Here is a 25,674-nt window from a genome sequence, read left to right on the forward strand (position 1 = left end):
CCACGATGCTGATCCGGATCGCCCGCTGCTGCGCCAGCCGCTGCCGGTCGATCGCCTCGTCCAGCCGCCGCTCGGTGCGCCCGGCGATCCCGTACGCCCGGATCACCGGCGCGCCCACCACGCTCTCGCCGATCGCGCCGAGCAACGTCCCGGTGCGTTGGCGCACCGTCGCGTACGCGCTGCCGAGGCGACGTTGCAGCTGCCGGATGACGAACACCGCCGGCAGGAACGCGGCCAACACGACCAGGGTCAACTGCCAGGAGTACGCCAGCATGACGGCGGTGGTGACCACCAGCTGACCGAGGTTGACCAGCAGGATCACCCCGCCCCACTGGAGGAACTGGGTGATCTGGTCCACGTCGCTGGTGACCCGCGAGACCAGCGAACCGCGCCGCTCCGACTGCTGGTGCAACATCGACAGGTCGTGCACGTGGCGGAACGCGCGCGTCCGGACGTTGGCCAGCGCCGTCTCGCTGACCGTGAACAGCCGGCGCATCATCAGGTAGCCACAGATCGTGGTGATCGTCAGGATCGCCGCGGTGATCGCCACCACCGTCCAGACCACGTTCAGATTCAGACCACCGACGAGGCCCCGGTCGATGCCCTGTTGCACGGCGACCGGCACGGCAACCCGACCGACCATGTAGACCAACGCCAGGGCCAACGTGCCGGCCAGACCGATCCGCAGCTCCGGCGAGAGCGCCAGGCCCCGACGCAGGGTCTGCCAGGTCGTCTCCTGCCGCGCCTCCGGCGTGTCACTCGTTTCCGTAGTCACGCTCACCGGGCCCGCCTCTCGTTCACGACTGCGGGGCTCCGCTGCGCTGCACTCCTCGCGCTCACCGGGCCCGCCTCTCGTTCACGACTGCGGGGCTCCGCTGCGCTGCACTCCTCGCGCTCACCGATCCACCTCGATCTCCAGGCCCGACGGCAGCGGCGCCACGTCGTCGCCGTAGGAACTTTCCTGTGCCCGCTCCACCTCGGCCTGCTCGTAGGCGGTGACCAGGTCGACGTAGCCGGGCACGGTGGCCAACAACTCGCTGTGGGTGCCGCGGGCGACCACCCGTCCCTGCTCCACGTAGATGACCTCGTCGGCGAGCGCGATGGTGGCCCGGCGGTACGCCACCACCAGGATCGACGCGGCCGGAACTCCCGCCTCCGTGGTCGACGACCGCAGCCCCGCCAGGATGGCCGCCTCCACTCGAGGATCGACCGCGCTCGTCGCGTCGTCGAGCACCAGCAGGCGCGGTCGGCCGGCCAGCGCGCGGGCCAGGGTGAGCCGCTGCCGCTGACCGCCGGAGAGCGAGGTGCCCCGCTCGCCGACCATGGTGTCCAGACCATCGGGCAGCGCGGCGACGAACCCGTCCGCCTCGGCCAGCCGCAGCGCCGCCCAGACCACCTCGTCGTCGACACCGGGCCGGTCGAGGGCGATGTTGGCGCGGACCGTGTCGTCGAAGATGAAGGGCACCTGGGCGACCAGTGCCACCGTGCCGGCCAACGACGCGGAGGTCAGCTCGCGCACGTCCACGCCGTCCAGGCTCACCGTGCCGGAGTCCGGGTCGACGAGGCGCACCGCCAGCGAGGCGATGGTGGACTTGCCGGCGCCGGTGGGCCCCACCAGGGCCACCGTCCGACCGGACGGCACCGTGAAGCCGACCTCGCCGAGGACCTGCGCGCCGGGCGGGTGCGCTTCGGCCGGCGGGTAGGAGTAATGCACGTCGGTGAAGGTGAGGGTGGCCGGGCCGGCGCCGGCCGGGTCGAGCACCCGCTGCCCGTACGGCATCTCGCCGGTGGCGTCGAGCACCCGGCGCACCCGGTCCCAGCCGGCGACGCTGCGCGGCAGCTCGGCCAGCACCCAACCGATGGCCCGCACCGGGAAGGCCAGCACGGTGAAGAGGAAGGCCACACTGACCAGCTCGGTCACGCTGATGGCGCCCTGGCGCAGCCGGAACGCCCCGACCACCAGCACGGCGAGGGTGCCGAGGCTGGGCAGCGTCTCCAGCAGCGGGTCGAAGATGCCGCGCAGCCGGCCGACCGCGATCAGCGAGTCGCGCAGCTCACCGGCGCGGCCCGCGAACCGGGCGGTCTCCTGGGCCTCGCGGCCCATCGTCTTGACCACCAGGGCGCCGTCGAAGCTCTCGTGGGCGATGCCGCTGACCTCGGCGCGCAGGCGCTGTGCCCGGGCCTGCCGGGGGGCCATCCGGCGGGAGTAGACGACGTTGAGGGCGAACAGCGCGGGGAAGACCGCGAGCCCGACCAGGGCGAGCGCCCAGTCGGTGGCGAAGAGCGACACGATCGCGCCGATCAGCATCACCAACGTGCCGACGGCGAACGGCAGCGGCGCGATCGGGTACCAGGCCGCCTCCACGTCGGAGTTGGCGTTGGACAGCAGGGTGCCGGTGGAGTTGCGGTGGTGCCAGGACAGCGGCAGCTCCAGGTACCGACGGGTCACCCTGCGGCGGTAGGAGGCCTGGAGGCGGTACTGCATGTAGCCGGCGCCGAGCCGACGGCCGAAGATGCCCACGACCCGCAGCACGCTGATCCCGAACAGCGCGGTCGCGGCCAGCACCAGGCTGCCGGCGCCCACCTCGCCGCGTTCGATGGCCGGAAGCGCCACCTCACCGATGACCGACCCGACGACCCGGGCGCTGACAATGATCATCCCGCCGAAGAGCACGCTGCCGACGACCGCCACCGCGAAGATCCGCGGCTGCTCACGGATCGCCTGCCGCAGGACCCCCAGCCCTCGACTGAGAACGTCCCGACTTGTCTTGCTCGCCACGCTCTCCCCCGCCGTAAGCCGCAATTATCTCCCTCATCCTTACCGGTCGGGGCCAGTGCCGCCGACCCTGACTGGATATGTCGACCATCACGTACCGGACGGCGGCGCCGATCGGCGTCCGCTGTCGCGCGGCGACGGGCCACCGGGCCTACGATCGGGCCATGCCGCGGTACGCCCGAGCCGAGCGCAAGGCGCTGGCCGATCTTCTACTGGCCCTCGGGCCGGACGCCCCGACCATCAACGAGGGCTGGGCGACCCGTGACCTCGCCGCGCATCTGGTGCTGCGGGAGCGCCGTCCGGACGCGGCGGGCGGGATCGTGCTGCCGCCGCTGCGCGGCTACGCCGAGCGGGTTCGTCGGCGACTCGCCGCACGGCCCTACCCCGAGCTGGTGGCACAGGTGCGCCGACCGCCGCTGTGGAGCCCGGTCAGCAACCCGCTGACCGACGAGCTGGCCAACATGATGGAGTTCTTCATCCATCACGAGGACGTCCGGCGGGCCGGCTCCGGGTGGCAGCCGCGCGATCTGCCCACCGGCATGCAGAGCGCGCTCTGGAAACGCGCGGCTCCGATGGCCCGGCTGGCACTGCGGCGCTTTCCGGCCGACCTCTACGTGCAGGCGCCCGGCCACGGTGAGGTCTCCCTCGGTCGCGGTGGTGAGCCACTGCGCCTGGTCGGCGCCCCGGCCGAGCTGGTGCTGTTCTTCTCGGGCCGGCAACGGGTGGCCCGGGTCCAACTGAACGGCTCAGCGGAGGCTGCTCGGCGGCTGCGCGCCGCCAACCTGGGCATGTGACCGCCTGTACGTAAACGGCCACGGGACGCCTGTAGAATTTCCAGGCCCAACGATAAACGCTGATGCCTCCTCCCGTACGCTTCACCGCGCCGGGCGGCACGGAGTGGGGGCACACTGTGCGGGACTTCGCGATTTCGGCGCTGCGGGAACCGCCGTTCCCGACGGGGCGCCACGGGGCCACGGATCAGGTGGCGGGTGAGAGCATCGAGTGGGCGCGCACGTTCGGGCTGGTCGATTCCGGCCAACGTGTGCACCGCCTGGAGCGGGCCGACGCCGCTGGACTGGCCGGCCGCGCCTGCCCGGACGGCTCGGTGGAGGGCCTGCGGCTGCTCACCGACCTGATCAGCTGGCTCTTCGTGATGGACGACGCCTGCGACGAGGACGGCCTCGGCGCCGACCCGGTCCGACTGGGCCCGGCGATCAGCACCCTGCTCGACGTGCTGGACCGGTGCGGTGACCCGAACGTCGTACCGCCCGCCGTCGGGCCACTGGGTGACGCGCTGCACGATCTCTGCCGCCGGACCCGACTGCACGATCACGCTGGACTGCTGCTGCGGTTCGTCAGCCAGATGCGCGAGTACCTGTTGGCGCTGCTCTGGGAGGCGGGCAACCGGGAACGTCGGCGCGTGCCCGAGGTGGCGGAGTACGTGCAGCTACGCCGGCACATCGGCGGCGTGCACCCCTGCCTCACCCTGACCGACCTGGCGTCGACGCGGCCCTCCGGGCCGGCCCAGCGCGCCGATCCGGGGCTGGTCGCCCTGGACCTGCTGGCGGTGGACCTGGTCTGCTGGTGCAACGACCTCTTCTCCTACGGCAAGGAGAGCCAGGCCGACCCGGACGTGCACAACCTGGTCACGGTGCTCGGCCAGGACAGCGACGCGGACGAGGCGGCAGCGCTCCGGAGTGCGGCACATCGGTTCAACCAGGGGCTGGCGACGTACCTGGACGCGGAGGAGGCGCTGCGCGCCGTCGGCGACGACGGAATCCGCGACGCCCTGGCCGCGCGGCGCAACTGGGTCCGGGCCACCTACGACTGGTCAGTGGGGGCTGCCCGGTACGCCTGATCGGCCGTACCGGTTGGTGGGATGGGCCGGCCGGACGATCACCAGGGCTAGCCGATGCACGGCAACAGGCAATACTCTTCGGTAACCATCATGACGTGACGACCGTCACGCCACCACCCCCGAAGGCGGCTACAGCGATGGCTCTCGATGTACCGTACCGTTCCATCCCGGACATGTTCCTCAAGCGCGTGGCGGCCACCCCCGACCGGAACGCGTTCGCGTCCCCGAACTCCGACGACTCGGGGCCCGTCTGGCTGACCTGGGCGCAGGTCGCCCAGCGCGCCAAGGCGGTCGCCGCCGGCCTGCACGGCCTGGGCGTCGGCCAGGAGGACCCGGTCGCGATCCTCGCGAACACCCGGCTGGAATGGGTGATCGCCGACCTCGGCATCATGTGCGCCGGCGGCGCGACCACCACCGTCTACCCCACCACCGAGCCGGCCGACGCGACGTACATCATCGCCGACTCCGGGTCGAAGGTGCTGTTCGCGGAGAACCCGGCCCAGGCGGCGAAGATCGCCGGGGCATCCCTGCCCGCGCTCACCCACGTGGTGCTCCTTGATGGCGCCGTCGACCCGGACGCCCCGATCGCGCAGTTGACGCTCGCCGACCTGGAGGAGCGCGGCACCCAGGCGCTGGCCGCCGAGCCGGAGCTGATCGACATGCTGGTGGCCGGCATCGGCCCGGACCACCTGGCCACCCTGATCTACACCTCCGGCACCACCGGCCAGCCAAAGGGCGTCGAGCTGCTGCACGGCGGCTGGTGCTGGGAGGCCGTGGCGCAGGCGGAGGTCGGGCTGCTGCGCGACGACGACCTGCAGTACCTGTGGCTGCCGCTGGCCCACTCGTTCGGCAAGACCCTGCTCTGCGGCGCCATCCACGTCGGCCTGCCGACCTACGTCGACGGGCGGGTGGACAAGCTGGTCGAGCTCCTCTCGGTCATCCGTCCGACGCTGATGTGCGGCGCTCCCCGGGTGTTCGAGAAGGTCTACAACAAGGCCGTGACCACCGCGCAGGGCGCCGGCGGCGCGAAGGCGAAGATCTTCGGCTGGGCCGTCGGCGTCGGCAAGGAGAAAATCACCCTGGAGCAGGCCGGCAAGCCGGTGCCGGCCGGGCTGAAGCTGCGCTACGGGCTGGCCGAGAAGCTGGTGTTCAGCAAGCTCCAGGCCCGCCTGGGCGGCCGGATGCGGGTGCTGGTGTCCGGTGCGGCGCCGCTCAGCCCGGAGATCGCCACCTTCTTCGCCGCCGCGAACCTGCCGATCTCCGAGGGCTACGGCCTGACCGAGACCAGCGCCGGCAACTTCGTCAACCCGCCGGCCGGGCTGCGGATCGGCACCGTGGGCCGGGCGATGGGCGACCTGGAGTGCAAGATCGACACCGACGGGGAGATCCTGGTACGGGGTCGGCCGGTGATGCGCGGCTACCACAACCTGCCGGAGGAGACCGCCGCCTCGTTCACCGAGGACGGCTTCTTCCGTACCGGTGACATCGGCACCCTGGACGAGCAGGGCTACCTCCGCATCACCGACCGCAAGAAGGACCTGGTCAAGACCTCGGGCGGCAAGTACATCGCGCCGTCGCACATCGAGGGGATGTTCAAGGCCATCTGCCCGTACACGTCGCAGGCGGTCGTCGTCGGTCAGGCCCGCAACTTCTGCACGATGCTGGTCACCCTGGACCCGGACGCCATCCGGGGCTGGGTCGCCGGCGGCCCCCTCGAAGGACGCAGCTACACCGAGATCGTCGCGTCGGCCGAGGCCCAGACGATGGTCGAGGAGTACGTCGCCCAGCTCAACGCCAAGCTCAACCGTTGGGAGACGATCAAGAAGGTGGCCATCCTGCCGCGCGACCTGACGATCGAGGACGGCGAGATCACCCCGTCGTTGAAGATCAAGCGGCGTGGGGTGGAGAGCAACTTCGCCGACCAGATCGACAAGATGTACGCCGGCACCCTCGCCGAACTCTGAGCCGACCGAGGGTCCCGTGCCGGCGAGGAAGCCGGCACGGGGCCCTCACAGGTGGTGACCCCGCCACCTCGTCTGCTCCTCTTCCGCCGCGAGCTGCTCCTCCAACGCCATCTGCCGGACCCCGGCCCGGCGCCGGGAGTCGACAACCGTCTGCGCCGCCACCGCCACCGCCGTGGCCAGGGCCAACATGGCCAAGGCGATCAGCTCGGGTAGCGACCCGGCAACCGGCACCAGCGCAATCAGCAGCAGGATCCCGCCGATCGTGGGCCAACGGGGGGCGCCGAGCATCCGCCGGCCGAGCACGATGAGCGCGAGCAGGTAGAGCGCGACCCCACCGTAGAGCGCCAGCAGGTCGAAGCTCGGCAGCGGAACGCCCCAGCTCGGTGTGGTGGGATCGGCGCCTTCGTGGATCAGCCCCTTGAGCCCGAGCGCGAACAGGATGACACCGGCGATGATCGGCAGGTGCAGGTAGCTGTAGGCGTTGCGGGCCAGGATGGCGCGCGCGTCCGGGTCGCGGGTGCGGTGCAGGGTCTGTTCCATGCCGAGCGCCAGGGTGTCGAAGTACGCCCACCACATCGCGGCGGCCACCGCGATGCCGAGCACCGCAGCGATCAGCACCGGCCAGGTCAGCGGTAGACCGGCGGTTTCGCTGGGACTGAACCCGAGTGCGATGATGGCCTCGCCGAGGGCGATCAGGACGATCTGACCGTGCCGCTCCGCCCAGTGCCCGGCGGAGAGCACTGTCCACCCGGTGCCCCGCAGCGCGAGGCCGGCCCCGTACTCCACGCCGAGGGCCGCGAGCCAGCACAGCAGGCGGGCCACCGACTCGGCTGTTCCGTCGAAGAGCCGCTGCGGCAGCAGCCCGGCGACCACGATGAGGGCCGTGGCCACGACCGCCGGCAGGGCGAGCAGCTGCCAGCGTCGACGCACGTCGCGGTTCCGGCGGCCGATCCACAGGAAGATCACACTCTCGCTCACCCGGACGAGGAAGTAGCAGGTCGCGAAGACCAGCGGACCGAACAGCCCACCGGGACGGTCGACGAACGCCTTCGGCAGACTCAGCGCCAGCACGAAGGCGGCGGCGATGGTGACGAAGCCGACCGCCGGGACGATCCCCTGGTCGGTACGGATCAGGTTGCCCAGCACGGCGAACGCCGACCAGCACCACCAGAGCAGGGCCAGCAGCACCAGGCACTGGACCAGGCCTTGGGCGGTCGGATTGCCGGCGGTGGCCGTGGTGACGTGCAGGAACGCGAAGACGAAGACCAGGTCGTAGAAGAGTTCGAGCGGGGTCGCCCGCGAGCCCGGCGCACTGCGGCGAACCCCGCGTGTCCCGCTGTCCTGGCCCACCAGGGGAGTCTGGCAGCCGAGCTGGGGCGAATGATGTATTCCCGGCATAATGGTGCCGGGCTATGCCGCTGGTGGTTCGGCGCTGACTCAGGCGATGACGGCGGGCTCCCGCCACCGCTGGCGGCCGGCCCGGTCCAGGTCGTAGCGGATCGCCGCGATCCGCCCGACGGCCTCCACGAGGTCCGCCGCGGGCAGGGTGAAGGGCAGCCGCAGGAAGCGCTCCAGGGTGCCGTCCAGGCCGAACCGGGGGCCGGGGGCCAGCCGTACGCCGACCTCCTCCGCAGCCCGGGCCAGCGCGCTCGAGACCGGGCCGTCCAACTCGGCCCAGAGCGTCACACCACCCCGTGGCACGGCGACCCGCCACTCCGGCAGTTGGTGCGCCAGCGCGCCGAGCAGGGCGTCGCGCTGGACGGCCAACTGGACGCGGCGGTCGGTGACGATGGCCTCGGCGTCGGCGAGCAGGTGCACCGCGACCAGTTGGTCCAGCACCGGGCTGGCCATGTCGACCCCGACCCGCACGGCGGCCAGCCGCTGCACCTGCGGCGCGGACGCGCGCACCCAGCCGATCCGCAGGCCACCCCAGTAGGGCTTGCTCATCCCGCCGATGCTGACCACCCGGCTGTGCCGGTCGTAGGTGGCGACCGGGGGCGGCACCTCGGTGCCGTCCATCGACAGGTCCACGAAGGACTCGTCGATGATCAGATCGGTGCCGACCGCGTGCGCGGCGGCCACCACGCGCTCGCGCAGCGAGGCGGGCATCAGGTGCCCCGTCGGGTTCTGGAACTCCGGAATCAGGTAGGCCAGCTTGGGCCGGGTCTGTCGGAGAGTGCCCAGCAGCAGGTCGGGCTCCCAGCCGCCGTCGGCGGCCAGCCCGTGGGTGCTGATCCGGGCCCGCCGGCCGGCCAGCGCGGCGAGGGCGTTGGGGTAGGTCGGGGACTCGACCAGCACGGTGCCACCCGGGGCCAGGGCGAGCCGCAGCACCAGATCCAGTGCGTGCTGGGTGCCGCTGGTGACCATGATCTGGTCGGCCGAGGTGGGCAGACCCCGGGCGGTGTACGCGTCGGCCACCGCCTCGCGCAGCTCGATGATGCCGGTCGGGTGGTAACCGGCCCCGCTCAGGTAGCGGGGCAGGTCCTCGGTGGCGGCCCGCGCGGCTGACAGCAGTTGCGGCGGTGCGGCCAGCGCGGCGACGCCGAGGTCGAGCATCTCCCGGTCGTCCAGCGGGGTCCACAGGCCGGTGCTGGCCACCCGGTGGTTGCCGGGCAGCATCGTCCAACTGCCGGCGCCCCGACGGCTGGCCAGGTGCCCGGTCTCGCGTAGCTGCCGGTAGGCGGCGGTGACCGTGGTCCGGCTGATCCGCAGCGCCTCGGCCAGCTCCCGTTCGGCCGGGAGGCGGACGCCCAGCGGCAGCCGGCCGTCGGCGAGCAGCCCGCGCACCGAGCCGGCCAGCGCGGCGTAGTCGGGGCTGCGGCGGCGGCCCGGCAATGCATGCCACTGCCCGAGCAGACGGGCCAATTGGACGCCGCGTACCTGCCCGGTCATAGCCACTCCTCGAATATTGGCTTCTTCCTCGACGAGGATTGGCACCTAGGGTGGCATGCATGGCACTGCTTGGCAATCTGCGGCACCGGCCGGTTCGACGGTTGGTCCAGCTCTACCTCGGGCTCACGCTCTACGGCCTCAGCATGGCCCTGATGATCCGCTCCCACCTGGGCCTCGACCCGTGGGACGTGTTCCACCAGGGGCTCTCCGAGCTGACCGGGCTCTCCTTCGGCACTGTCACCATCGGCGTCGGCGCGCTGGTCCTGCTGCTCTGGATCCCGCTGCGGCAGCGGCCCGGTCTCGGCACGGTCAGCAACGTCGTGGTCATCGGCCTGGTCGTGGACGCCACACTGGCCCTGCTACCCGCGGCTGGCCCACTCAGCGTCCAGATCGCGATGCTGGTCACCGGGATCGTCGCCAACGGCGCCGCCACCGCCCTCTACCTCGGCGCCCAGTTGGGGCCCGGCCCCCGCGACGGTCTGATGACCGGGTACGTGGCCCGCCGGCCCGGCCGGTCGATCCGGCTGGTGCGCACCGTCATCGAGGTCACCGTGCTGGCCCTGGGCTGGTGGCTCGGCGGCGAGGTCGGCGTGGGCACCGTCGCGTACGCGCTGGCCATCGGCCCGTTGGCCCAGTTCTTCATCCCACTGTTCGCCGTGCCGGAGGGCACCGCGCCGGACAGCGCCGCGCCCCCGCCGGGCAACCCCGCGCCGGCCACCCCGACCGGCTGAACCCTCACCGACCGTCCGCGAACCGGTACATGGCGGTGGTGCCGCGCACCGGTTGGCGGGTGGGTGTTCCCTTCCGCGACGCGCGCCGTCATCATCTCTGCATGGGGGAGAACGGTTGGCGCTGGAACGACGCCTGGATCTTCGTGTCGCTCGTCATCGCGAGCGGTGCCGGACGGCACCGTCGGTCGGCGACAAGCCGGCGGCCGGAGGGCGTCCGCCTGACCGACGTGCTCTCCACCGCCGACCACCTCAACCACGCGATTCCGCAGCGACACGAGGTGGAGGCCGCGGTCCAGCGGTTGGTCGGCGCCGGGCTGGTCAGCGTCGCCGACGGCTGGTTCCGGATCACCGCCGAGGGTGAGCAGCTGTGGCGTACCCGCCCGCGCGCGGGTGTGGCGACCATGGTGGACACCGTGCAGGGAGTGTTGACCCGCCGGCACGCGCCCGGCAGCGCGGACTGGATCCTGGACGAGGCCGACCACGCGGCTGCCGTCCAGGAGTACGCGGTCCGTTCGATTCCCACCCCGCGTCGGTCAGCGGAGGGGCACTCCGGCGAGCGCTGAGTTGCTCAGCGCACCGGATGGCCGCCGAGGCGCAGCGCGTCCTTGACCTCGGCGACGGTCAGCTCGCCGAAGTGGAAGACGCTGGCGGCGAGCACCGCGTCCGCGCCGGCGCCGATCGCGGGCGGAAAGTGGGCCACCTCGCCGGCGCCCCCACTGGCCACCACCGGCACGTCCACCACCGCGCGCACCGCGGCGATCAACTCCAGGTCGAAGCCCGCCTTGGTGCCGTCGGCGTCCATCGAGTTGAGCAGGATCTCCCCCGCGCCCAACTCGGCGCCCCGGTGCGCCCACCACACGGCGTCGATGCCGGTGCCACGCCGACCCCCGTGGGTGGTGACCTCGAAGCCGCTGGGCGTGCCGCCGTTCGGCGAGCGCCGCACGTCGAGGGAGAGCACGAGCACCTGCCGGCCGAACCGGTCGGCGATCTCGGCGATCAGCTCCGGACGGGCGATGGCGGCGGTGTTCACGCCGACCTTGTCCGCACCGGCGCGCAGCAGCGTGTCCACGTCGGCGACCTGCCGCACCCCACCGCCGACGGTCAGCGGGATGAACACCGACTCGGCGGTGCGGCGCACCACGTCGAGCATGGTGCCCCGGTCGCTCGAGGACGCGGTGACGTCGAGGAACGTCAACTCGTCCGCGCCGGCCCGGTCGTACGCGGCGGCCAGCTCCACCGGATCGCCGGCGTCACGCAGGTCGAGGAAGTTGACCCCCTTGACCACCCGCCCGGCGTCCACGTCCAGACAGGGGATCACCCGTACCGCCACCGTCATGCCGCGAGCCTATCCTCCGCACGCGGCACGGCGGTCGACCCCATCAGGTCGACCGCCGAGAGAGAGGTCTGCGTCACACGCGGACGAGCATCTTGCCGAGGTTGTCGCCGCGCAGCAGGCCGAGGAACGCGCTCGGTGCGTTCTCGATGCCGTCCACGATCGTCTCGTCGTAGGACAGCGTGCCGTCGCGCAGCCAGCCCGAGACGTCGCGCACGAACGCCGCCCGCACGTCGTTGTGGTCGTTGACCAGGAAGCCGCGCAGGGTGAGCCGCTTGCCGATGACAAGCGCCAGGTTGCGCGGCGCGGCCGACGGTTCGGTGGCGTTGTACTGCGAGATCATGCCGCAGATTGCGGCCCGACCGTGCAGGTTCATGGCCGAGATGGCGGCCTCCAGGTGGTCACCGCCGACGTTGTCGAAGTAGACGTCGACACCGTCCGGGGCGGCCGCCCGCAGCGACTCGCGGACCCCGTCGTGGTAGTCGAAGGCGGCGTCGAAGCCCAGCGCCCGCAGCCGCTCGACCTTGGCCGGCGAGCCGGCACTGCCGATCACCCGGCCGGCGCCCTTGAGTTTGGCGATCTGGCCGACCAGGCTGCCCACCGCGCCGGCCGCGGCGGAGACGAAGACCGTCTCGCCGGGCTTCATCGCGGCCACCTCCAGCAGCCCGGCGTACGCGGTCAACCCGATCATGCCGAGCACGCTCAGGTACGCGCTGACCGGGGCGATGGTCGGGTCGACGGGGCGGGCCGCGGCGGCGTCGAGCAGCGCGTACTCCCGCCAGCCCAGCCCGTGCAGGACGGTGGTCCCGACGGCGATGTCCGCCGCCTCGCTGGCCACCACCTCACCGATCGCGGCACCGTCGAGCACCGCGTCGAGCGCGAACGGCGGCACGTACGACTTGACGTCGTTCATCCGTCCGCGCATGTACGGGTCGACGGACATGTACTGGTTGCGGACCACGATCTGGCCCGGTCCGGGCGTCGGAACCTCGGTTTCGACGAGCCGGAAGGTGTCTTCGGTGGGCCAGCCCTGGGGGCGGCTGGCCAGGTGGATCTCACGGTTGCTGGTCACAGGGTGGTCGTCCTCTCGTCCGCGGATGGGGGCCTGGGGCCGCGAGGTCACGCGGTCAGGGTCTCGCGGACGGTCAGGGTGACGTCGACGTTGCCACGGGTGGCGTTGGAGTACGGGCAGACCTGGTGGGCCTGCTCGACGATCTGCTCGGCGACCTCGCGGGGCGCGGCGGGCAGGTCGACGACGAGCTGCACGGTGAGCCCGAAGCCGCCGCTGCCGTTCGGGCCGATGCCCACCTCGGCGCCGACCACGGAACCGGTCACGTCGGCCTTGGCCCGGCGGGCCACCAGCCGCAGCGCGCTGTGGAAGCAGGCCGCGTAACCGGCGGCGAAGAGCTGCTCGGGGTTGGCCGCGCCACCGGCGCCGCCCATCTCCTTCGGCACGGCCAGATCGAGTGCGAACGTGCCGTCGGAGGTCTCGACGTGGCCGTCCCGGCCGTCGCCGGTGGCGGTCGCGGACGCGGTGTAGACAACCTGCATGGTGGTCACTGCTCCTTCTGTCGGTGGATGGTGTCGGTGACCCGGGTGAGGGTGTCGCGCAGCGCGACGAGCTCGTCGAAGCCCAGCCCGGTGGCCAGGGCGATCCGCAGGGGAACGTCGCAGAGCCGCTCGCGCAGCGCCCGGCCCTGCTCGGTGAGGCCCACTTCGACCCGCCGCTCGTCGCGGGCCGACCGCCGCCGCACCACCAGGCCCGCCCCCTCCAGCCGCTTGAGCAGCGGGGAGAGCGTGCCGGAGTCCAGCCGCAGCTCGGCACCCAACTCGGACACCGTGGGGGCGTCGTCGGGGCGCTCCCAGAGCACCAGCAGCGCCAGGTACTGCGGGTAGGTCAACCCGACCTCGTCGAGGATCGGCCGGTAGACGTCGGTCAGTGCGCGCGACGCGGCGTAGAGCGCGAAGCACACCTGCCTGCGCAGCACCAGGTCATCGGTCACCGCTGAACCGTAGCCCACAATTAAGTTGTGCACAACTTATCGGGGCGCGGGACGGCCCAGCAGGCCGCCTGGGCGGGTACCTCAGCGATCGCCGAGGTACGCCTCCAACTCCACCTCGACCAGGTGCTCCGGGTCCAACAGGCCGGCCACCACCACCAGGGTGGCCGCCGGCCGGACCGCGCCGAAGACCGCGTTGTGCGCCCGGCCCACCTCGTCGGCGTGCAGTCGGTCCGTCACGTACATCCTGGTACGGACCACATCGCCCGGCTCCGCACCCACCTCTGCCAGCGCGGCCAGCCCGATCCGCAGCGCCTGCGCGGTCTGCGCGGCCGCGTCACCGACGTGCACCACCCGGCCGTCCACCGTCGCCGTGCAACCGGCCGTCCAGGCCCGCTCACCAGCCCGGACCACCCGGGAGTACCCGTAGCGCTGCTCCCACGGGCCGCCCGACCCCAGCCGTGTCGTCGTCATGCCTCGGCCAGCGTCCGCAGCGCCTCGGCCACCGTGAAGGCACCCGCGTAGAGCGCCTTGCCGGCGATCACGCCCTCCACCCCGGCCGACTCCAGGGTCGCCAACGCCCGCAGGTCGTCCAGGGTGGACACCCCGCCCGAGGCGATCACCGGCCGGTCCGTACGGGCACACACCTCGCGCAGCAGATCCAGGTTCGGCCCGCGCATCGTGCCGTCCTTGGTGATGTCGGTGACCACGTACCGACTCGCGCCCGCCTTGTCCAGTCGCTCCAGCACCTCGTACAGGTCACCGCCGTCGCGGGTCCAACCCCGCGCCGACAGGGTGTGACCCCGCACGTCCAGCCCGATGGCCACCCGGTCGCCGTACTCCGCGACCACCCGGTCACACCAGACCGGGTCCTCCAGGGCGGCGGTCCCGATGTTCACCCGGGCCGCTCCGGTGCCCAGCGCCGCGCGCAGCGACTCGTCGTCACGGATGCCCCCGGAGAGCTCCACCTTCACGTCCAACTGGCGCACCACCTCCGCGAGCAGGTGCGCGTTGGTGCCCCGACCGAACGCCGCGTCCAGGTCGACCAGGTGGATCCACTCCGCGCCGTCCTGCTGCCAGGCCAGCGCCGCGTCCAACGGGTCACCGTAGATGCTCTCGCTTCCGAGGGCGCCCTGAACGAGCCGGACGGCCCGGCCGTCAGCGACATCCACGGCGGGTAACAGGGTGAGGCTCAAGGTCTTCTCCTCGATCAGGTACGACGGTCCAGGGCGATCACCACGATCGCCGGCAGTACGAGCAGCAAGAGCACGATCAGCGCGATACGCAACGCCAGGTTGTCGACGAACGTCCAGATCATGATCAACGCCGCGCCGGTGAGCAGCACGATCGCGGCCCGCTCACCCCGAGTGTGCCGGGCCAGCCGCCCGGAGCGACCCCGCCGCAGCCGCGGCGTCAGGCTGCGGACCACCGCGCGACGGCGTTGCCGCCGGGCGACCTGGCGCTGCCGGACCGCCCGCTCCCGGGCCTGCTCGGCCTCCCGCTCCGCCCGCCGGCGGGCGCGCTCCCGGCTCACCGCGACGCCCGCCGCTCGGGCACCGCGCGACCGTGCTCAGTCACCGCTGGGCAACGTGGCGAGCCAGTTGCGCAGCAGCGCGGCACCGGTGTCGGCGGACTTCTCCGGGTGGAACTGGGCCGCCGACAACGAGCCACGCTCCACCGCCGCGACGAAATCCGTGTCGTGGTGGGCGGTGGTCACCGTGGCACCGGCAGCGGCCAGCGCCGCCGGGTCGCCCATCGCGTACGAGTGGACGAAGTAGAACCGGCTCTGCTCCGTCAACCCGGCGAACAGCACCGACTCCCGCGGAGCCCGGACCGTGTTCCAGCCCATGTGCGGCAACCTGGTGGCGGCCAGCCGGGTCACCCCGCCGGGCAGCAGCCCCAGCCCCTTGGTCACCACTCCGTGCTCGTCACCGTGCTCGAAGAGCACCTGCATGCCCACGCAGATGCCGAGCACCGGCCGGCCAGCAGCCACCCGTTCGGCGATCACCGGACCGGCGCCCAACGCCTCGATCCCCGCCATGCACGCCGCGTACGCGCCCACACCCGGCACCACCAGACCATCCGCGGCAGCCGCTGCGGCCAGGTCGCCGGTCACCCGGACGTCCGCTCCGGCGGCGGCCAGCGCCCGCTCCGCCGAGCGCAGGTTGCCCGAGCCGTAGTCGAGCACCACCACGTCACTCATGTCGTCACCCCGATCACCCGTTCTCCGGCAGCAGCCGCAGCACCCCGGCGACCGTGGCGAGCACCGCGAGCCCCGCGGTGATCAGCACGGCGGCCTTCGGCGCGCCCTGCCGGTAGAGCGACCAGGTGCCGCCCACCAGCACCCCGGCCAGAACCAGCAGCAACGTCGGCAACGCGGCACCCATCAGAGCCACCTTTCATTCGCGACTGCGAGGCTCCGCTGCGCTGCACTCCTCGCGCTCATCAGAGCGCGCCCTTCGTGCTCGGGATCGCTCCGGCAGAACGCGGGTCGATCGAGGTGGCCTCGCGCAACGCGCGGGAGACCGCCTTGAACTGCGCCTCCACCACGTGGTGCGCGTCCGGGTGACCACCCGGCCGGGCCGCCCGCAGCACGTCGACGTGCAGCGTGACCCGGGCCGCCTGGCCGAAGGACTCCCAGATGTGCCGGGTCATGCTGGTCGCGTACACCGGGCCGATGTAGGGGGCGAGCACCGGCTCGTCGTGCACCACGTACGGCCGACCGGAGAGGTCCACCGCGGCCCGGACCAGCACCTCGTCCATCGGCACGGTCGCCGAGCCGTACCGCCGGATGCCGGCCTTGTCGCCCAGCGCCTGGTCGAACGCCGCACCCAGGGCGAGCGCGGTGTCCTCGATCGTGTGATGCGCGTCGATCTCCAGGTCACCCACTGTGCGCACGGTCAGGTCGAAGCCGCCGTGCCGGGCGATCTGGTGCAGCATGTGGTCGTAGAAGCCGACGCCGGTGCTGATCTCGGCGGCACCGGTGCCGTCGAGATCGATCTCGACGAGGACCTTGGTCTCCTTGGTGATCCGTTCCACCCGGGCGGTCCGACTCATTGCGAAGTCTCCATTGCAGAAAGGAAGGCGTCGGTCTCGGCGGCGGTGCCGGCGGTCACCCGCAGCCAGCCGGGCAGGCCGACGTCACGGACCAGCACCCCCTGCGCCAGCAGGGCGTTCCAGACGACGGTCTGGTCGCCGCCCACCTCGAAGAGCACGAAGTTGGCGTCGCTGTCGGCGACCCGCAACCCCCGCTCCCGCAGCGTCGCCACGATCCGGTCCCGCTGCGCCATGATCGCGCTCACCGTACCGAGAAGGGCGTCGCGGTGAGCCACCGCCGCGCGCGCGGCAGCCTGGGTGAGCGCGGAGAGATGGTACGGCAAACGGACGAGCTGCACCGCGCGCACCACCGCCGGGTCGGCGGCCAGGTAACCCAGCCGGCCACCGGCGAAGCCGAACGCCTTGCTCATCGTCCGAGTGACCACCAGCCGTGGGTGGCCGGGCAGCACCGCGAGGGCACTGACCGTCCCGGGTCGGGCGAACTCGGCGTACGCCTCGTCGACGACCACCATGCCGGGCGCGACGTCGAGCACCGCGGCGATCACCGCCGGGTCCAGTGCCGTGCCGGTGGGGTTGTTCGGCGAGCAGAGGAAGACCACGTCCGGCTGGTGCTCGCGGACCTGGGCGACCGCCTCCTCGGCGGTCAACCCGAAGTCGACGCCGCGCGCGGCGGGCACCCACCGGGTGCTGGTGCCGAGGGCCAGCAGCGGGTGCATCGAGTACGCCGGAACGAAGCCGAGCGCGCTGCGCCCCGGCCCGCCGAACGCCTGGAGCAGCTGCTGCTGGATCTCGTTGGAGCCGTTGGCCGCCCACACCTGCTCGACGGTGAGCCCGTGCCCCAGATATTCGGCCAGGTCGGCGCGGAGCGCCACCGCGTCCCGGTCCGGATAGCGGTTCAGCTCGCGCAGCTCGGTCGCGAGCGCCTTGCCGATCGCCTCGACCACCGGCTCCGGCACCGGGTGCGAGTTCTCGTTGGTGTTGAGCCGCACCGGCACGTCCAGTTGCGGCGCCCCGTACGGCGACAGCCCCCGCAGGTCGGCCCGGATCGGCAGATCGTCCAGGTTACTCATGCCGCCTCCCCGCTTCGCGAGAAGGCGACCTGAGACGCCAGTCGACTGAGCCAGCTGGTTCGCTCGCTGCGCTCGCTCACGCCGGCCCTCCCGGGAAACGGGCCTGGACCGCCTGGCCGTGCGCGGGCAGGTCCTCCACGTTGGCCAGGGTGACCACGTGCGGGGCCACCTCGCGCAGCGCGGCCTCGGTGTATTCGATCAGGTGCACGCCGCGCAGGAAGGACTGCACGGACAGCCCGGAGGAGTGCCGGGCGCAGCCGCCGGTGGGCAGCACGTGGTTGGAGCCGGCGCAGTAGTCCCCGAGCGACACCGGCGACCAGGCGCCCACGAAGATCGCCCCAGCGTTGCGGACCCGCAGCGCCCACTCCCGGGCGTCCACCGTCTGGATCTCCAGGTGCTCGGCCGCGTACGCGTCGACCACCCGCAGCCCAGCCTCGAGGTCATCGACCAGGACCACGCCGCTCTGCTCACCGGTCAGCGCCGTGGTGACCCGCTCGGTGTGCTTTGTCGCCGGCACCTGCCGGGCCAACTCCGCCTCGACCGCCTCGACCAGCGCCACCGACGGGGTGACCAGCACGCTCGCGGCCAGCGGGTCGTGCTCGGCCTGACTGATCAGGTCGGCGGCCACGTGCGCCGGGTCGGCGGTGTCGTCGGCCAGGATGGCGATCTCGGTCGGCCCGGCCTCGGCGTCGATGCCGACCACGCCGCGCAGCAGCCGCTTGGCGGCGGTCACCCAGATGTTGCCGGGGCCGGTGATCAGGTCGACGGGGTCGCACCGCAGCTCACCCGCCGGATCCACCGCAGCGCCGTACGCCAGCATCGCCACCGCCTGGGCCCCGCCCACGGCGTAGACCTCGTCGACGCCGAGCAGCGCGCACGCGGCGAGCACCCGGGGATCGGGCAGGCCGCCGTTGTCCTTCTGCGGCGGGCTGACCACCACCAGCGAACGCACCCCGGCCGCCTGGGCGGGCACCACGTTCATCACCACTGTCGACGGGTACATCGCCAGGCCACCGGGCACGTAGAGGCCGACCCGGTCGACCGGCAGCCACCGCTCGGTGACGGTGCCGCCGGGCACCACCTTCGTGGTGTGGTCGGTGCGCCGCTGGTCGGCGTGCACCCGACGGGCCCGGGTGATGGACTCCAGCAGCGCGGCACGCACCGCCGGGTCGAGCACCCCCTCCGCCTCGGTGATCGCCTCGACCGGCACTCGCAGCACCTCCGGGGAGATGCCGTCGAACCGAACGCTCGCCTCCTGGATCGCTGGGTACCCATGCTCACGGACCGCCTCCACCAGGGGCCGGATGCGCTCGACGGCGACGGACACGTCGAGCTGGGCACGGGGCAGCAGGCGGCGCGGGTCAGCGAGACCGTCGCGCAGGTCGATCCGATTCAGCACCCTTGCGAGTCTAGGCGGCCGTCCCGACGTCCACCCGAGCCGCCCGTCCGCCGGGACAGTGAGCCGGGCCACGCCCTTGGTGCCGAGATTGGTTAGGCTCGACCATGTGACCGCACGGCTGCCGGTGTTCCCGCTCGCAACGGTGCTCTTTCCCGGGTTGGTGCTGCCGCTGCACATCTTCGAGGAGCGCTACCGGGCGCTGGTCCGGCATCTGGTCGGCCTGCCCGAGGGTGCCCCGCGCGAGTTCGGCGTGGTGGCCATCCAGGCCGGCTGGGAGGTCGCGCCCGCCGGTCCCGCCGGCGCCCCGGCCAGGTCGAGCGTCGGCGAGGTGACGCTGCACGAGGTGGGCTGCACCGCCGAGCTGCGCCAGGTGACCGAGTTGGCCGACGGTGGTTTCGACATCGTCACGGTCGGCCGCCGCCGGTTCCGCATCGCCGAGGTCGACGACAGCGCCGAGCCCTACCTGACCGCCGACGTCGAGTGGCTGCCCGACCCGGGCGGCCCGGACGAGGTGGCCGATCTGCTGGCCGCCCGGGTGATCGCGGTGTTCCGGCAGTACCTCGGCCTGATCCGCTCCGACCCGGAGGAGATCTCCGAGCAGTTGCCGGAGGACCCGACCGTGCTCTCGCACCTGGTGGCGGCGACCGCGGCGCTCACCGTCGACGACCGGCAGCGGCTGCTGGCGATCGACGACACCGCCTCCCGACTCCGCGCCGAGCTGCGGTTGCTCAACCGCGAGGCGGCTCTGCTGCGTCAGGTGCGGGCGGTTCCGGTGCCGTTGTCGGAGCTGGCGTCCCCGCCGACACCCAACTGAACTCCCCCGGCTCGGGCTCCGGGCGTAGCCCCGGCCACCGCGACCAGCCGGCCAGCAGGGTGTACATGACCGCGGCCCCGAACGCCGGCAGCAGCAGGTTGCCGTGCGGCACCGGCAGCACGCCGAGCAGCCAGTCCACTCCGCCGGCCCGCAGGTCGGCGGGTTTGCTGAAGGCCTGCCCGGCCGGGGCGGTCGCCAGCAGCCGCTCGAAGGTGCCAAGACCGATCCGCCGTCCCACCTGCCAGGCCACCGGCGCGGCGACCAGGGTGCCGAGCACCGCGGCGAGCAACCCGACCGGGCCACGCCGCCGACGCAGCACGAACCACAGGGTGAGCGCCACGAGCAGCCCGAAGGCGAGCCCGAGCAGGCTGAACCAGCCGTCGGCGGCGATCGGCTGCTCCGGTTGCGGCTCGGCGTAGATTGCCCCCTCGGCGGTCTTGAGCACCGGGGTGTCCGGCGCGAGCACGGCCCAGAGCAGGCCGAGCGGAACGCCCAGCGCGGCCAGCGCGAGCACGGCGCCCAGCACCGTCGCCAGCGCACGCAGCGGACGACGCGGTTCGTCGAACCGAAGCTCCAGCGAGCTCTGGTACGCCGCCGAGGCCGGCAGCTGACCCGGACCGAACTCGCCCGGCGCTGTCCCGGCCGACGGGTCGACCTCCGGCGGTTTCGCATCCGGCGTACGGGGTGGCGCGGGTTGATCGGCCTCGTCGACGGGCCGCTCACGGTCGGGGTTGTCCGGGCTCACCCGATGATCCTCTCAGGCCCGGTGCGCGGCCGGGGCTCCGGTGGCGGCAGACCAGCTCACCGGGCGAACGGCTCCACCATCATCGCCGCCGCCCGCAGCCACGCCTGCCGGGTCTCCGGCTGGAGCTGGTGGTACTCGATCGACGACCCGGTCTCCAGAGCCGGGTCGTACGGCACGACGGCCACGCCCCGGGTACGGGTGGCGAAGTGCCGCTCCAGGTCGTCCTGGAGCGTCGAGCGACCCGGGGTCGGGCAGGAGATGAGGGTGATCGCGTTGTCCGCCAACTCGCCCATGCCCTCCTCGTGCAGCAGGTCGAGCATCCAGTCCGCGCTGAACGCCGCGTCCTCCCGGGGCACTGTGGTCACCACCAGCTGGTCGGCGGCCTGCATCACCGTGCGCCAGTTGGGGCTCTCCACGTTGTTGCCGGTGTCCACGCAGACCACGTCGTGGGTACGCCGCAGCAGCTCCAGCACCCGTCGGACGGTGAACTGGTCCAACCGCTGCGCGAAGCGCGGGCTCTCCTCGCCGGCCAGCACGTCGTACGAGCCGTCGGAGGCGTGCCGCAGGTAGTCGTCCAGCCGGTCCAGCAGGGTCGCGCCCTCCAGGATCTCGATCTGGGCCAGGTCGCTGATCAGATGCCGGATCGTCCGGGCGTGCCGGGCGCTGCCGGCGCGCAGGCCGAGGGTGCCGCGCAGCTCGTTGTCGTCCCAGGCCAGCACGCCCTTGCCGCGGACGCTGCCGACCGTCGCCGCGGCGAGCACGGTGGCGGTCGTCTTGTGCACCCCGCCCTTGGGGTTGGCGAAGGCGAACACCCGGGGCGTGCCCAAGTCCCGTTGGAGCACCCCGTTGGCGCGCTCCTGCTCCTGGTCGACGGCCGTTGGGCGCCATTCGATCCGGGCCGGGTGGGCACGTTCGGCGACCGCCGAGCCGATCGCCGGGGCGGGTGGTGGCGGAACGGGCGGCGTGACCGGCACGGCGACCGGTGGCGCGGGCGGCGGGGCGACCGGCGGGGGCGGTGGCGCGGCGGCCGGGTAGCCGGTCTCCGGCTGGTAGCCGGTCTCCAGCAGGGCGTACCGCGATTCCACCGGCGGGTCGCCCGGTCGGTAGCCGTTGTCCAGCAACGCGTAGCGCGACGGGACCGGGTCGGGGCCGCGTGCCGGCGGCTCGGGCTCGGCCCGGTACCTCGGCTCGGCCCGGTAGTCCGGCTCGGCCCGATAACCCGGGTCGGCCCGGTAGTCCGGCTCGGCCCGGTAGCCGGGCTCAGCGCGGTACTCCGGCTCAGCGCGGTAGCCCGGCTCGGCCCGGTAGCCGGGCTCAGCGCGGTACTCCGGCTGCTCGGTCCGGTACGCCGGCTCCGCTCGATAGTCCGGCTCGGCCCGATAACCCGGCTCGGTCCGGTACGCGGGCTCGGCCCGGTAGTCCGGCTCGGCCCGGTAGCCGGGCTCGACCCGGTACGCGGGGTCGACGCGGTAGGTCGCCTCGGCCCGGTAACCGGGCTCCGCGCCGTACGACAGGTCGGCGGGATGCCCGATGGCGGGTGCCCGCCCGGCGTAGCCGTTGGGGGCCGCACGCCGTGGCAGCGGGTCCGGCGGCGGCTCCTCGCCGCGCCGCTCCGGCTCGGTCTGCTCCGCGCCGCGACCGCCCAGCCGGGCACGGTCCAACAGCGCGCGCCACCGCGGCGCTGGTTCGGCCGGCCGGCCCCAGCCGGTCTCACTGCCCTCCACGGCCCGCCCTCCCAGCGCCATCGATCTCTGTCTGACAGGCTACGAACCCAACCCTATTCGGACCACACCTCAGAGCGCACACCAGCCGGTGCAGATCACGACGACGGCGATGGCGGCGACGGCTCGGCGAGGGTGGCGTCCGGCGAGGTGGTGACACTCGGCGGCGCCGACTCGGTGGGCTCCGGCTTCGACGTTTCGGGTGACGGAATGGTCACGACTGGTGCAGGTTCCGACGATTCGCCCACGGGGGCCGACGGCGCCGGTGCGCTGATCATCGGCGCCGGCCGCTCGGACTGGGTCGGTGCGGGGCTCGGCCCGGTGTCGGCCGGCGGGCGTACCACGTCACGCTGCTCGGGCAGGGGCGGCGTGAAGACCGTTCGGTCCAGCCGGTACACCTCGGGGGCGGGGTCGACCGCCCGTACATCCGGCCGGGCCGCGACACCGCGCAGCGCCACCGGCGTCGCGCGAACCACCGCCGCGTAGACGCAGGCGCAGCCGGTGCGGTACGCGGCCGCCTCGGCGGCGGCCACCTCGGCACCGCTGGCGTACTGCTCCCGCAACTCCCGCTCGCCCACCCCGTCGCCGTCGACCGCGGCGGCCCTGGCCCGGTAGTCGGCAGCCTCGGTCTCCTTGCGGGCCGCCACCTGTTCCATTCCGGCGACCACGTCGTCGGGCACCCGCAGCGCGGGGATCTTGACGATCTCGGTCTGCCGGCCGGGCAGCGGAACCCGCCCGAAGACGGTCGAGACCCCGACGTCGCCGAGCACCGTCGCCAGCCGCTGCGGAGGCAGGTACGCGTCGAGCGTGACCAGCGCGTACGTCCCGTCCTCGGCGGCCGGGGCGGACGCGGGCAGCGCGGCCAGGTCGGCCGCGGCGGACCGCAGGTAGCCGGGGACGGAGTCACCGTCGGCAACGCCGACCCGGGTCACCTCGCCGACCGTCCGGTCACCGACCGGAGTGTCGTCGACGGCCCAGACGGCGGTGCCCAACACCGCCGCTGCGGAGAGCACCGCGGCCCAACTGAGCACGCCGGAGCGCGCCGACCGGTCGCCCAGCCGGGCCACGGCCCGGGTCAGCGGCGGCAGCAACCGCTGGTCCAGCTGCCGCAGCAGGTTGCCGGCGCGCACGGGCGGGATCCCCTCTGTGGAACGGTGTCGGGCGGTCGCCGCTCAGTCACGCAGGATCTGAAGCGCACGGTCCAGGTCGTCAGGGTAGTCGCTGACGAACCGGACCTCGTCCCCCGTTCGGGGGTGCAAGAAGCTCAGTTCGCGGGCGTGCAGCCACTGTCGGGCCAGGCCGAGACGGGCTGAGAGGGTGGGGTCGGCGCCGTAGGTGAGGTCACCCACACAGGGGTGCCGCAGGGTGGAGAAGTGCACCCGGATCTGGTGCGTCCGGCCGGTCTCCAACCGGACGTCGACCAGGCTCGCCGCCGGGAACGCCTCCAGGGTGTCGTAGTGGGTGATGCTCGGCTTGCCGCCGGAGACCACCGCCCAGCGGTAGTCGTGGGTGGGGTGCCTGTCGATTGGAGCGTCGACGGTGCCCCGCAGCGGGTCCAGGTGACCCTGCACCACCGCGTGGTAGCCCTTGTCGACCTCGCGGTACTTGAAGGCCCGCTTCAACGCCGTGTACGCCTGCTCGCTCTTGGCCACCACCATGATCCCGGTGGTGCCCACGTCGAGCCGGTGCACCACGCCCTGGCGCTCGGCGGCGCCACTGGTGGAGATGCGGTGCCCGATCGCGGCGAGCGCGCCGATCACGGTCGGGCCGGTCCACCCGGGGCTCGGGTGCGCGGCCACCCCGACCGGCTTGTCGACCACGACGATGTCGTCGTCGGCGTAGACGACCCGCAGGCCGGGCACCGCCTGCGGCACCACCGTCGGCGGTGCGACCGGGGCGGGCAGCGTGACGTCCAGCCAGGAGCCGGCCTTGACCTTGTGCGAGTTGGGCCGGGCGGCGCCGTCGACCAGCGCGTCCCCGGCGTCGACCAGGGCCGCGGCGGCGGTGCGGGAGAGCCCGAACAGGCGGGACACGGCCTGGTCCAGGCGCATGCCGTCGAGGCCGTCCGGAACCGGAAGGGAACGGTGGTCGCCGCCAGCGGCGAACGCGGAGGTCATGCCCGCTCCCGCTGCTCGGCGCCCGGCGCGGCGGCGTCCGTCGTGGCCGGGTCGCCGTCGCGCCCCGCCCGCCGGCCGTCACGCTGGCGGCCGGTCAGCTCCAACAGGACGGCCAGCAGCACGCCGCAGACCAGCGAACTGTCGGCCAGGTTGAACACCGGCCAGACCTGACCGTACGGGTCGAAGAGGCTGATCATGTCGACCACGTGCCCGTGGAACGGGGACGGCGCCCGGAAGATCCGGTCGACGAGGTTGCCCAACGCGCCACCGAGCACCAGGCCGAGCGAGATCGCCCAGGGCAGCGAGCGCAGCCGCAGTGCCATCCAGACGATCCAGCCGACCACACCGATGGTGATCAGTGGGAAGACCCAGGTGTGGTCCGCGCCGATGCTCCAGGCCGCGCCGCTGTTGCGGGTCAGGCTCAGGTAGACGAACCCGCCGAGCAGCCGGACCGGCTCCCGGTCGGTCAGCGCGGCCAGCGCGAGGTGCTTGGTGACCAGGTCGGCCAGCAGGGCCACCAGGGCGACTCCGGCGAGAATCGCGACGGCCCGGGGCCGGCGGGTGCCGCCGCCCGGATCGGTGCGGCCGGGTTCGGCGGACGGTACTGCGGTCATGCGCTCCCCATCGACAGTCTTGGCGGTGATCGCTCACCGTCTCGTCGCCGCCGGGGAACGGACCTCAGCGCCGCTCCTCCAGCTGCTTGCACGTCACACACAGGGTGGCCGACGGGAAGGCGGCGAGGCGCTCGACCGGGATCGGGTTGCCGCACCGCTCGCACCAGCCGTAACCACCCTCGTCGAGGCGCTCCAGAGCGCGCTCCACCTGCGTGATCCGTTCCAGAATGCTGTTGGCGAGAGAGATCTCCTGCTCCCGCTCGAGCGTCTTGGTGCCCGTGTCGGCCTGGTCGTCCCCGGCCGAGTCGGTCAGCCGATCGCGCTGCAGCTCGGTGATCTCACTCAGCGTCTGATCGTACTCGGCACGAAGCTCGTCCCGACGCGCCGCCAGCGCCGCCCGGATCTTCTCGGTCTCCGCCGTGCTGCGGGTGGCCTTCGCCGCAGGCTTGCGCCCGGCGGTCCTGGTGTCGGATGGCTTCGCCATGGGTCGCTCCCTCGGCCGGGGAACCGCGCGGTCCGCGGCGCCTGGTCAGGGGGCGCCGGCGAGGGCGTCCCCTATGTACGAAAAGGGGCGCACGGCGAC

28 protein-coding genes are annotated in these 25,674 nt (G+C 72.7%); 6 read left to right on the plus strand and 22 right to left on the minus strand.

What is annotated here, in order from left to right; genetic code table 11:
* Together DLJ58_RS06625 and DLJ58_RS06630 are read right to left on the minus strand one after the other, a co-directional pair.
* Window positions 1–781, minus strand: a 781-nt coding sequence (locus DLJ58_RS06625) for an ABC transporter transmembrane domain-containing protein (protein WP_148097980.1), incomplete at its 3' end; no start/stop codon positions are given.
* A 114-nt stretch (window positions 782–895) separates the two neighbouring features.
* Window positions 896–2,779, minus strand: a complete 1,884-nt coding sequence (locus tag DLJ58_RS06630; RefSeq protein ID WP_124854330.1) for an ABC transporter ATP-binding protein — start codon at window positions 2,777–2,779, stop codon at window positions 896–898.
* Window positions 2,780–2,940: 161 nt separating this feature from the next.
* Between DLJ58_RS06630 and DLJ58_RS06635 the strand changes: the two genes are divergently transcribed.
* From DLJ58_RS06635 to DLJ58_RS06645, 3 genes are all read left to right on the plus strand, one after another.
* Window positions 2,941–3,570 carry a TIGR03085 family metal-binding protein gene (locus DLJ58_RS06635; protein ID WP_124854331.1) on the plus strand — a complete coding sequence of 210 codons (630 nt, stop codon included), beginning with the start codon at window positions 2,941–2,943 and terminating at the stop codon, window positions 3,568–3,570.
* Window positions 3,571–3,632: 62 nt separating this feature from the next.
* Window positions 3,633–4,634, plus strand: a complete 1,002-nt coding sequence (locus DLJ58_RS06640) for a terpene synthase family protein (RefSeq protein WP_244218819.1) — start codon at window positions 3,633–3,635, stop codon at window positions 4,632–4,634.
* A gap of 137 nt (window positions 4,635–4,771) precedes the next feature.
* Window positions 4,772–6,598, plus strand: coding sequence for an AMP-dependent synthetase/ligase (locus tag DLJ58_RS06645; RefSeq protein WP_124854332.1), 1,827 nt, complete (start codon window positions 4,772–4,774; stop codon window positions 6,596–6,598).
* A gap of 45 nt (window positions 6,599–6,643) precedes the next feature.
* Here the strand turns inward: DLJ58_RS06645 and DLJ58_RS06650 are convergent, their stop codons facing one another.
* A complete protein-coding gene (locus DLJ58_RS06650; protein ID WP_244218820.1) occupies window positions 6,644–7,948 on the minus strand; it encodes a low temperature requirement protein A in 1,305 nt (434 codons plus the stop codon).
* A gap of 87 nt (window positions 7,949–8,035) precedes the next feature.
* Window positions 8,036–9,490 carry a MocR-like transcription factor YczR gene (gene yczR / locus DLJ58_RS06655; RefSeq protein WP_124854334.1) on the minus strand — a complete coding sequence of 485 codons (1,455 nt, stop codon included), beginning with the start codon at window positions 9,488–9,490 and terminating at the stop codon, window positions 8,036–8,038.
* Between the two features lie 59 nt (window positions 9,491–9,549).
* Between yczR and yczE the strand changes: the two genes are divergently transcribed.
* Both yczE and DLJ58_RS06665 read left to right on the plus strand, forming a co-directional pair.
* Window positions 9,550–10,221: a membrane protein YczE gene (gene yczE, locus DLJ58_RS06660; protein WP_124854335.1), complete on the plus strand. Its 672-nt coding sequence runs from the start codon at window positions 9,550–9,552 to the stop codon at window positions 10,219–10,221.
* A 101-nt stretch (window positions 10,222–10,322) separates the two neighbouring features.
* The gene (locus DLJ58_RS06665; protein WP_124854336.1) at window positions 10,323–10,784 is read left to right on the plus strand and encodes a hypothetical protein; all 462 of its coding nucleotides are present in this window, start codon (window positions 10,323–10,325) and stop codon (window positions 10,782–10,784) included.
* A gap of 5 nt (window positions 10,785–10,789) precedes the next feature.
* Here DLJ58_RS06665 and hisF read toward each other — a convergent pair whose 3' ends face one another.
* The 12 genes from hisF to hisD all read right to left on the minus strand — a co-directional run bounded on the left by hisF (window position 10,790) and on the right by hisD (window position 19,080).
* Complete coding sequence (gene hisF, locus DLJ58_RS06670) at window positions 10,790–11,557, minus strand: imidazole glycerol phosphate synthase subunit HisF (protein WP_112582731.1); 768 nt, start codon at window positions 11,555–11,557, stop codon at window positions 10,790–10,792.
* Window positions 11,558–11,630: 73 nt separating this feature from the next.
* Window positions 11,631–12,626: an NADP-dependent oxidoreductase gene (locus DLJ58_RS06675; RefSeq protein WP_124854337.1), complete on the minus strand. Its 996-nt coding sequence runs from the start codon at window positions 12,624–12,626 to the stop codon at window positions 11,631–11,633.
* A gap of 47 nt (window positions 12,627–12,673) precedes the next feature.
* Entirely contained in the window at window positions 12,674–13,105 is a 432-nt protein-coding gene (locus tag DLJ58_RS06680) for an organic hydroperoxide resistance protein (protein WP_124854361.1), read from the minus strand.
* A gap of 5 nt (window positions 13,106–13,110) precedes the next feature.
* Complete coding sequence (locus DLJ58_RS06685) at window positions 13,111–13,557, minus strand: MarR family winged helix-turn-helix transcriptional regulator (protein WP_124854338.1); 447 nt, start codon at window positions 13,555–13,557, stop codon at window positions 13,111–13,113.
* An 81-nt stretch (window positions 13,558–13,638) separates the two neighbouring features.
* Window positions 13,639–14,028 (minus strand): RidA family protein, encoded by a 390-nt coding sequence (locus DLJ58_RS06690; RefSeq protein WP_112582733.1) that lies wholly within the window; start codon window positions 14,026–14,028, stop codon window positions 13,639–13,641.
* A complete protein-coding gene (priA, locus tag DLJ58_RS06695) occupies window positions 14,025–14,750 on the minus strand; it encodes a bifunctional 1-(5-phosphoribosyl)-5-((5-phosphoribosylamino)methylideneamino)imidazole-4-carboxamide isomerase/phosphoribosylanthranilate isomerase PriA (RefSeq protein ID WP_124854339.1) in 726 nt (241 codons plus the stop codon). The genes DLJ58_RS06690 and priA overlap by 4 nt, the downstream gene beginning before the upstream one ends.
* A gap of 14 nt (window positions 14,751–14,764) precedes the next feature.
* Window positions 14,765–15,088, minus strand: coding sequence for a hypothetical protein (locus tag DLJ58_RS06700; RefSeq protein ID WP_124854340.1), 324 nt, complete (start codon window positions 15,086–15,088; stop codon window positions 14,765–14,767).
* 36 nt (window positions 15,089–15,124) lie between these two features.
* Window positions 15,125–15,757 carry an imidazole glycerol phosphate synthase subunit HisH gene (hisH, locus tag DLJ58_RS06705; RefSeq protein WP_124854341.1) on the minus strand — a complete coding sequence of 211 codons (633 nt, stop codon included), beginning with the start codon at window positions 15,755–15,757 and terminating at the stop codon, window positions 15,125–15,127.
* 13 nt (window positions 15,758–15,770) lie between these two features.
* Window positions 15,771–15,941, minus strand: coding sequence for a hypothetical protein (locus tag DLJ58_RS34040; protein ID WP_167493684.1), 171 nt, complete (start codon window positions 15,939–15,941; stop codon window positions 15,771–15,773).
* Window positions 15,942–15,999: 58 nt separating this feature from the next.
* The gene (gene hisB, locus DLJ58_RS06710) at window positions 16,000–16,611 is read right to left on the minus strand and encodes an imidazoleglycerol-phosphate dehydratase HisB (RefSeq protein WP_030334475.1); all 612 of its coding nucleotides are present in this window, start codon (window positions 16,609–16,611) and stop codon (window positions 16,000–16,002) included.
* Window positions 16,608–17,681 (minus strand): histidinol-phosphate transaminase, encoded by a 1,074-nt coding sequence (locus tag DLJ58_RS06715; protein ID WP_124854342.1) that lies wholly within the window; start codon window positions 17,679–17,681, stop codon window positions 16,608–16,610. The genes hisB and DLJ58_RS06715 overlap by 4 nt, the downstream gene beginning before the upstream one ends.
* A gap of 76 nt (window positions 17,682–17,757) precedes the next feature.
* The gene (gene hisD / locus DLJ58_RS06720) at window positions 17,758–19,080 is read right to left on the minus strand and encodes a histidinol dehydrogenase (RefSeq protein WP_124854343.1); all 1,323 of its coding nucleotides are present in this window, start codon (window positions 19,078–19,080) and stop codon (window positions 17,758–17,760) included.
* 106 nt (window positions 19,081–19,186) lie between these two features.
* Between hisD and DLJ58_RS06725 the strand changes: the two genes are divergently transcribed.
* On the plus strand, window positions 19,187–19,894 hold the full coding sequence (locus tag DLJ58_RS06725; RefSeq protein WP_124854344.1) for an LON peptidase substrate-binding domain-containing protein: 708 nt from the start codon (window positions 19,187–19,189) through the stop codon (window positions 19,892–19,894).
* Here the strand turns inward: DLJ58_RS06725 and DLJ58_RS06730 are convergent.
* From DLJ58_RS06730 to DLJ58_RS06755, 6 genes are all read right to left on the minus strand, one after another.
* Complete coding sequence (locus tag DLJ58_RS06730; protein WP_124854345.1) at window positions 19,809–20,639, minus strand: DUF2567 domain-containing protein; 831 nt, start codon at window positions 20,637–20,639, stop codon at window positions 19,809–19,811. The two genes, DLJ58_RS06725 and DLJ58_RS06730, sit on opposite strands and share 86 nt — an antisense overlap.
* A gap of 56 nt (window positions 20,640–20,695) precedes the next feature.
* The gene (locus DLJ58_RS06735) at window positions 20,696–22,363 is read right to left on the minus strand and encodes a MinD/ParA family ATP-binding protein (RefSeq protein ID WP_425271297.1); all 1,668 of its coding nucleotides are present in this window, start codon (window positions 22,361–22,363) and stop codon (window positions 20,696–20,698) included.
* A gap of 95 nt (window positions 22,364–22,458) precedes the next feature.
* Window positions 22,459–23,490, minus strand: coding sequence for a hypothetical protein (locus DLJ58_RS06740; RefSeq protein ID WP_124854347.1), 1,032 nt, complete (start codon window positions 23,488–23,490; stop codon window positions 22,459–22,461).
* Window positions 23,491–23,532: 42 nt separating this feature from the next.
* Window positions 23,533–24,477 (minus strand): RluA family pseudouridine synthase, encoded by a 945-nt coding sequence (locus DLJ58_RS06745; RefSeq protein WP_124854348.1) that lies wholly within the window; start codon window positions 24,475–24,477, stop codon window positions 23,533–23,535.
* Window positions 24,474–25,091: a signal peptidase II gene (lspA, locus tag DLJ58_RS06750; protein WP_124854349.1), complete on the minus strand. Its 618-nt coding sequence runs from the start codon at window positions 25,089–25,091 to the stop codon at window positions 24,474–24,476. The genes DLJ58_RS06745 and lspA overlap by 4 nt, the downstream gene beginning before the upstream one ends.
* Window positions 25,092–25,155: 64 nt before the next feature.
* On the minus strand, window positions 25,156–25,575 hold the full coding sequence (locus DLJ58_RS06755; RefSeq protein WP_124854350.1) for a TraR/DksA family transcriptional regulator: 420 nt from the start codon (window positions 25,573–25,575) through the stop codon (window positions 25,156–25,158).
* Between the last annotated feature and the right edge of the window lie 99 nt (window positions 25,576–25,674).

It is taken from the genome of Micromonospora arida, assembly GCF_003857035.1.
Taxonomy (GTDB): domain Bacteria; phylum Actinomycetota; class Actinomycetes; order Mycobacteriales; family Micromonosporaceae; genus Micromonospora; species Micromonospora arida.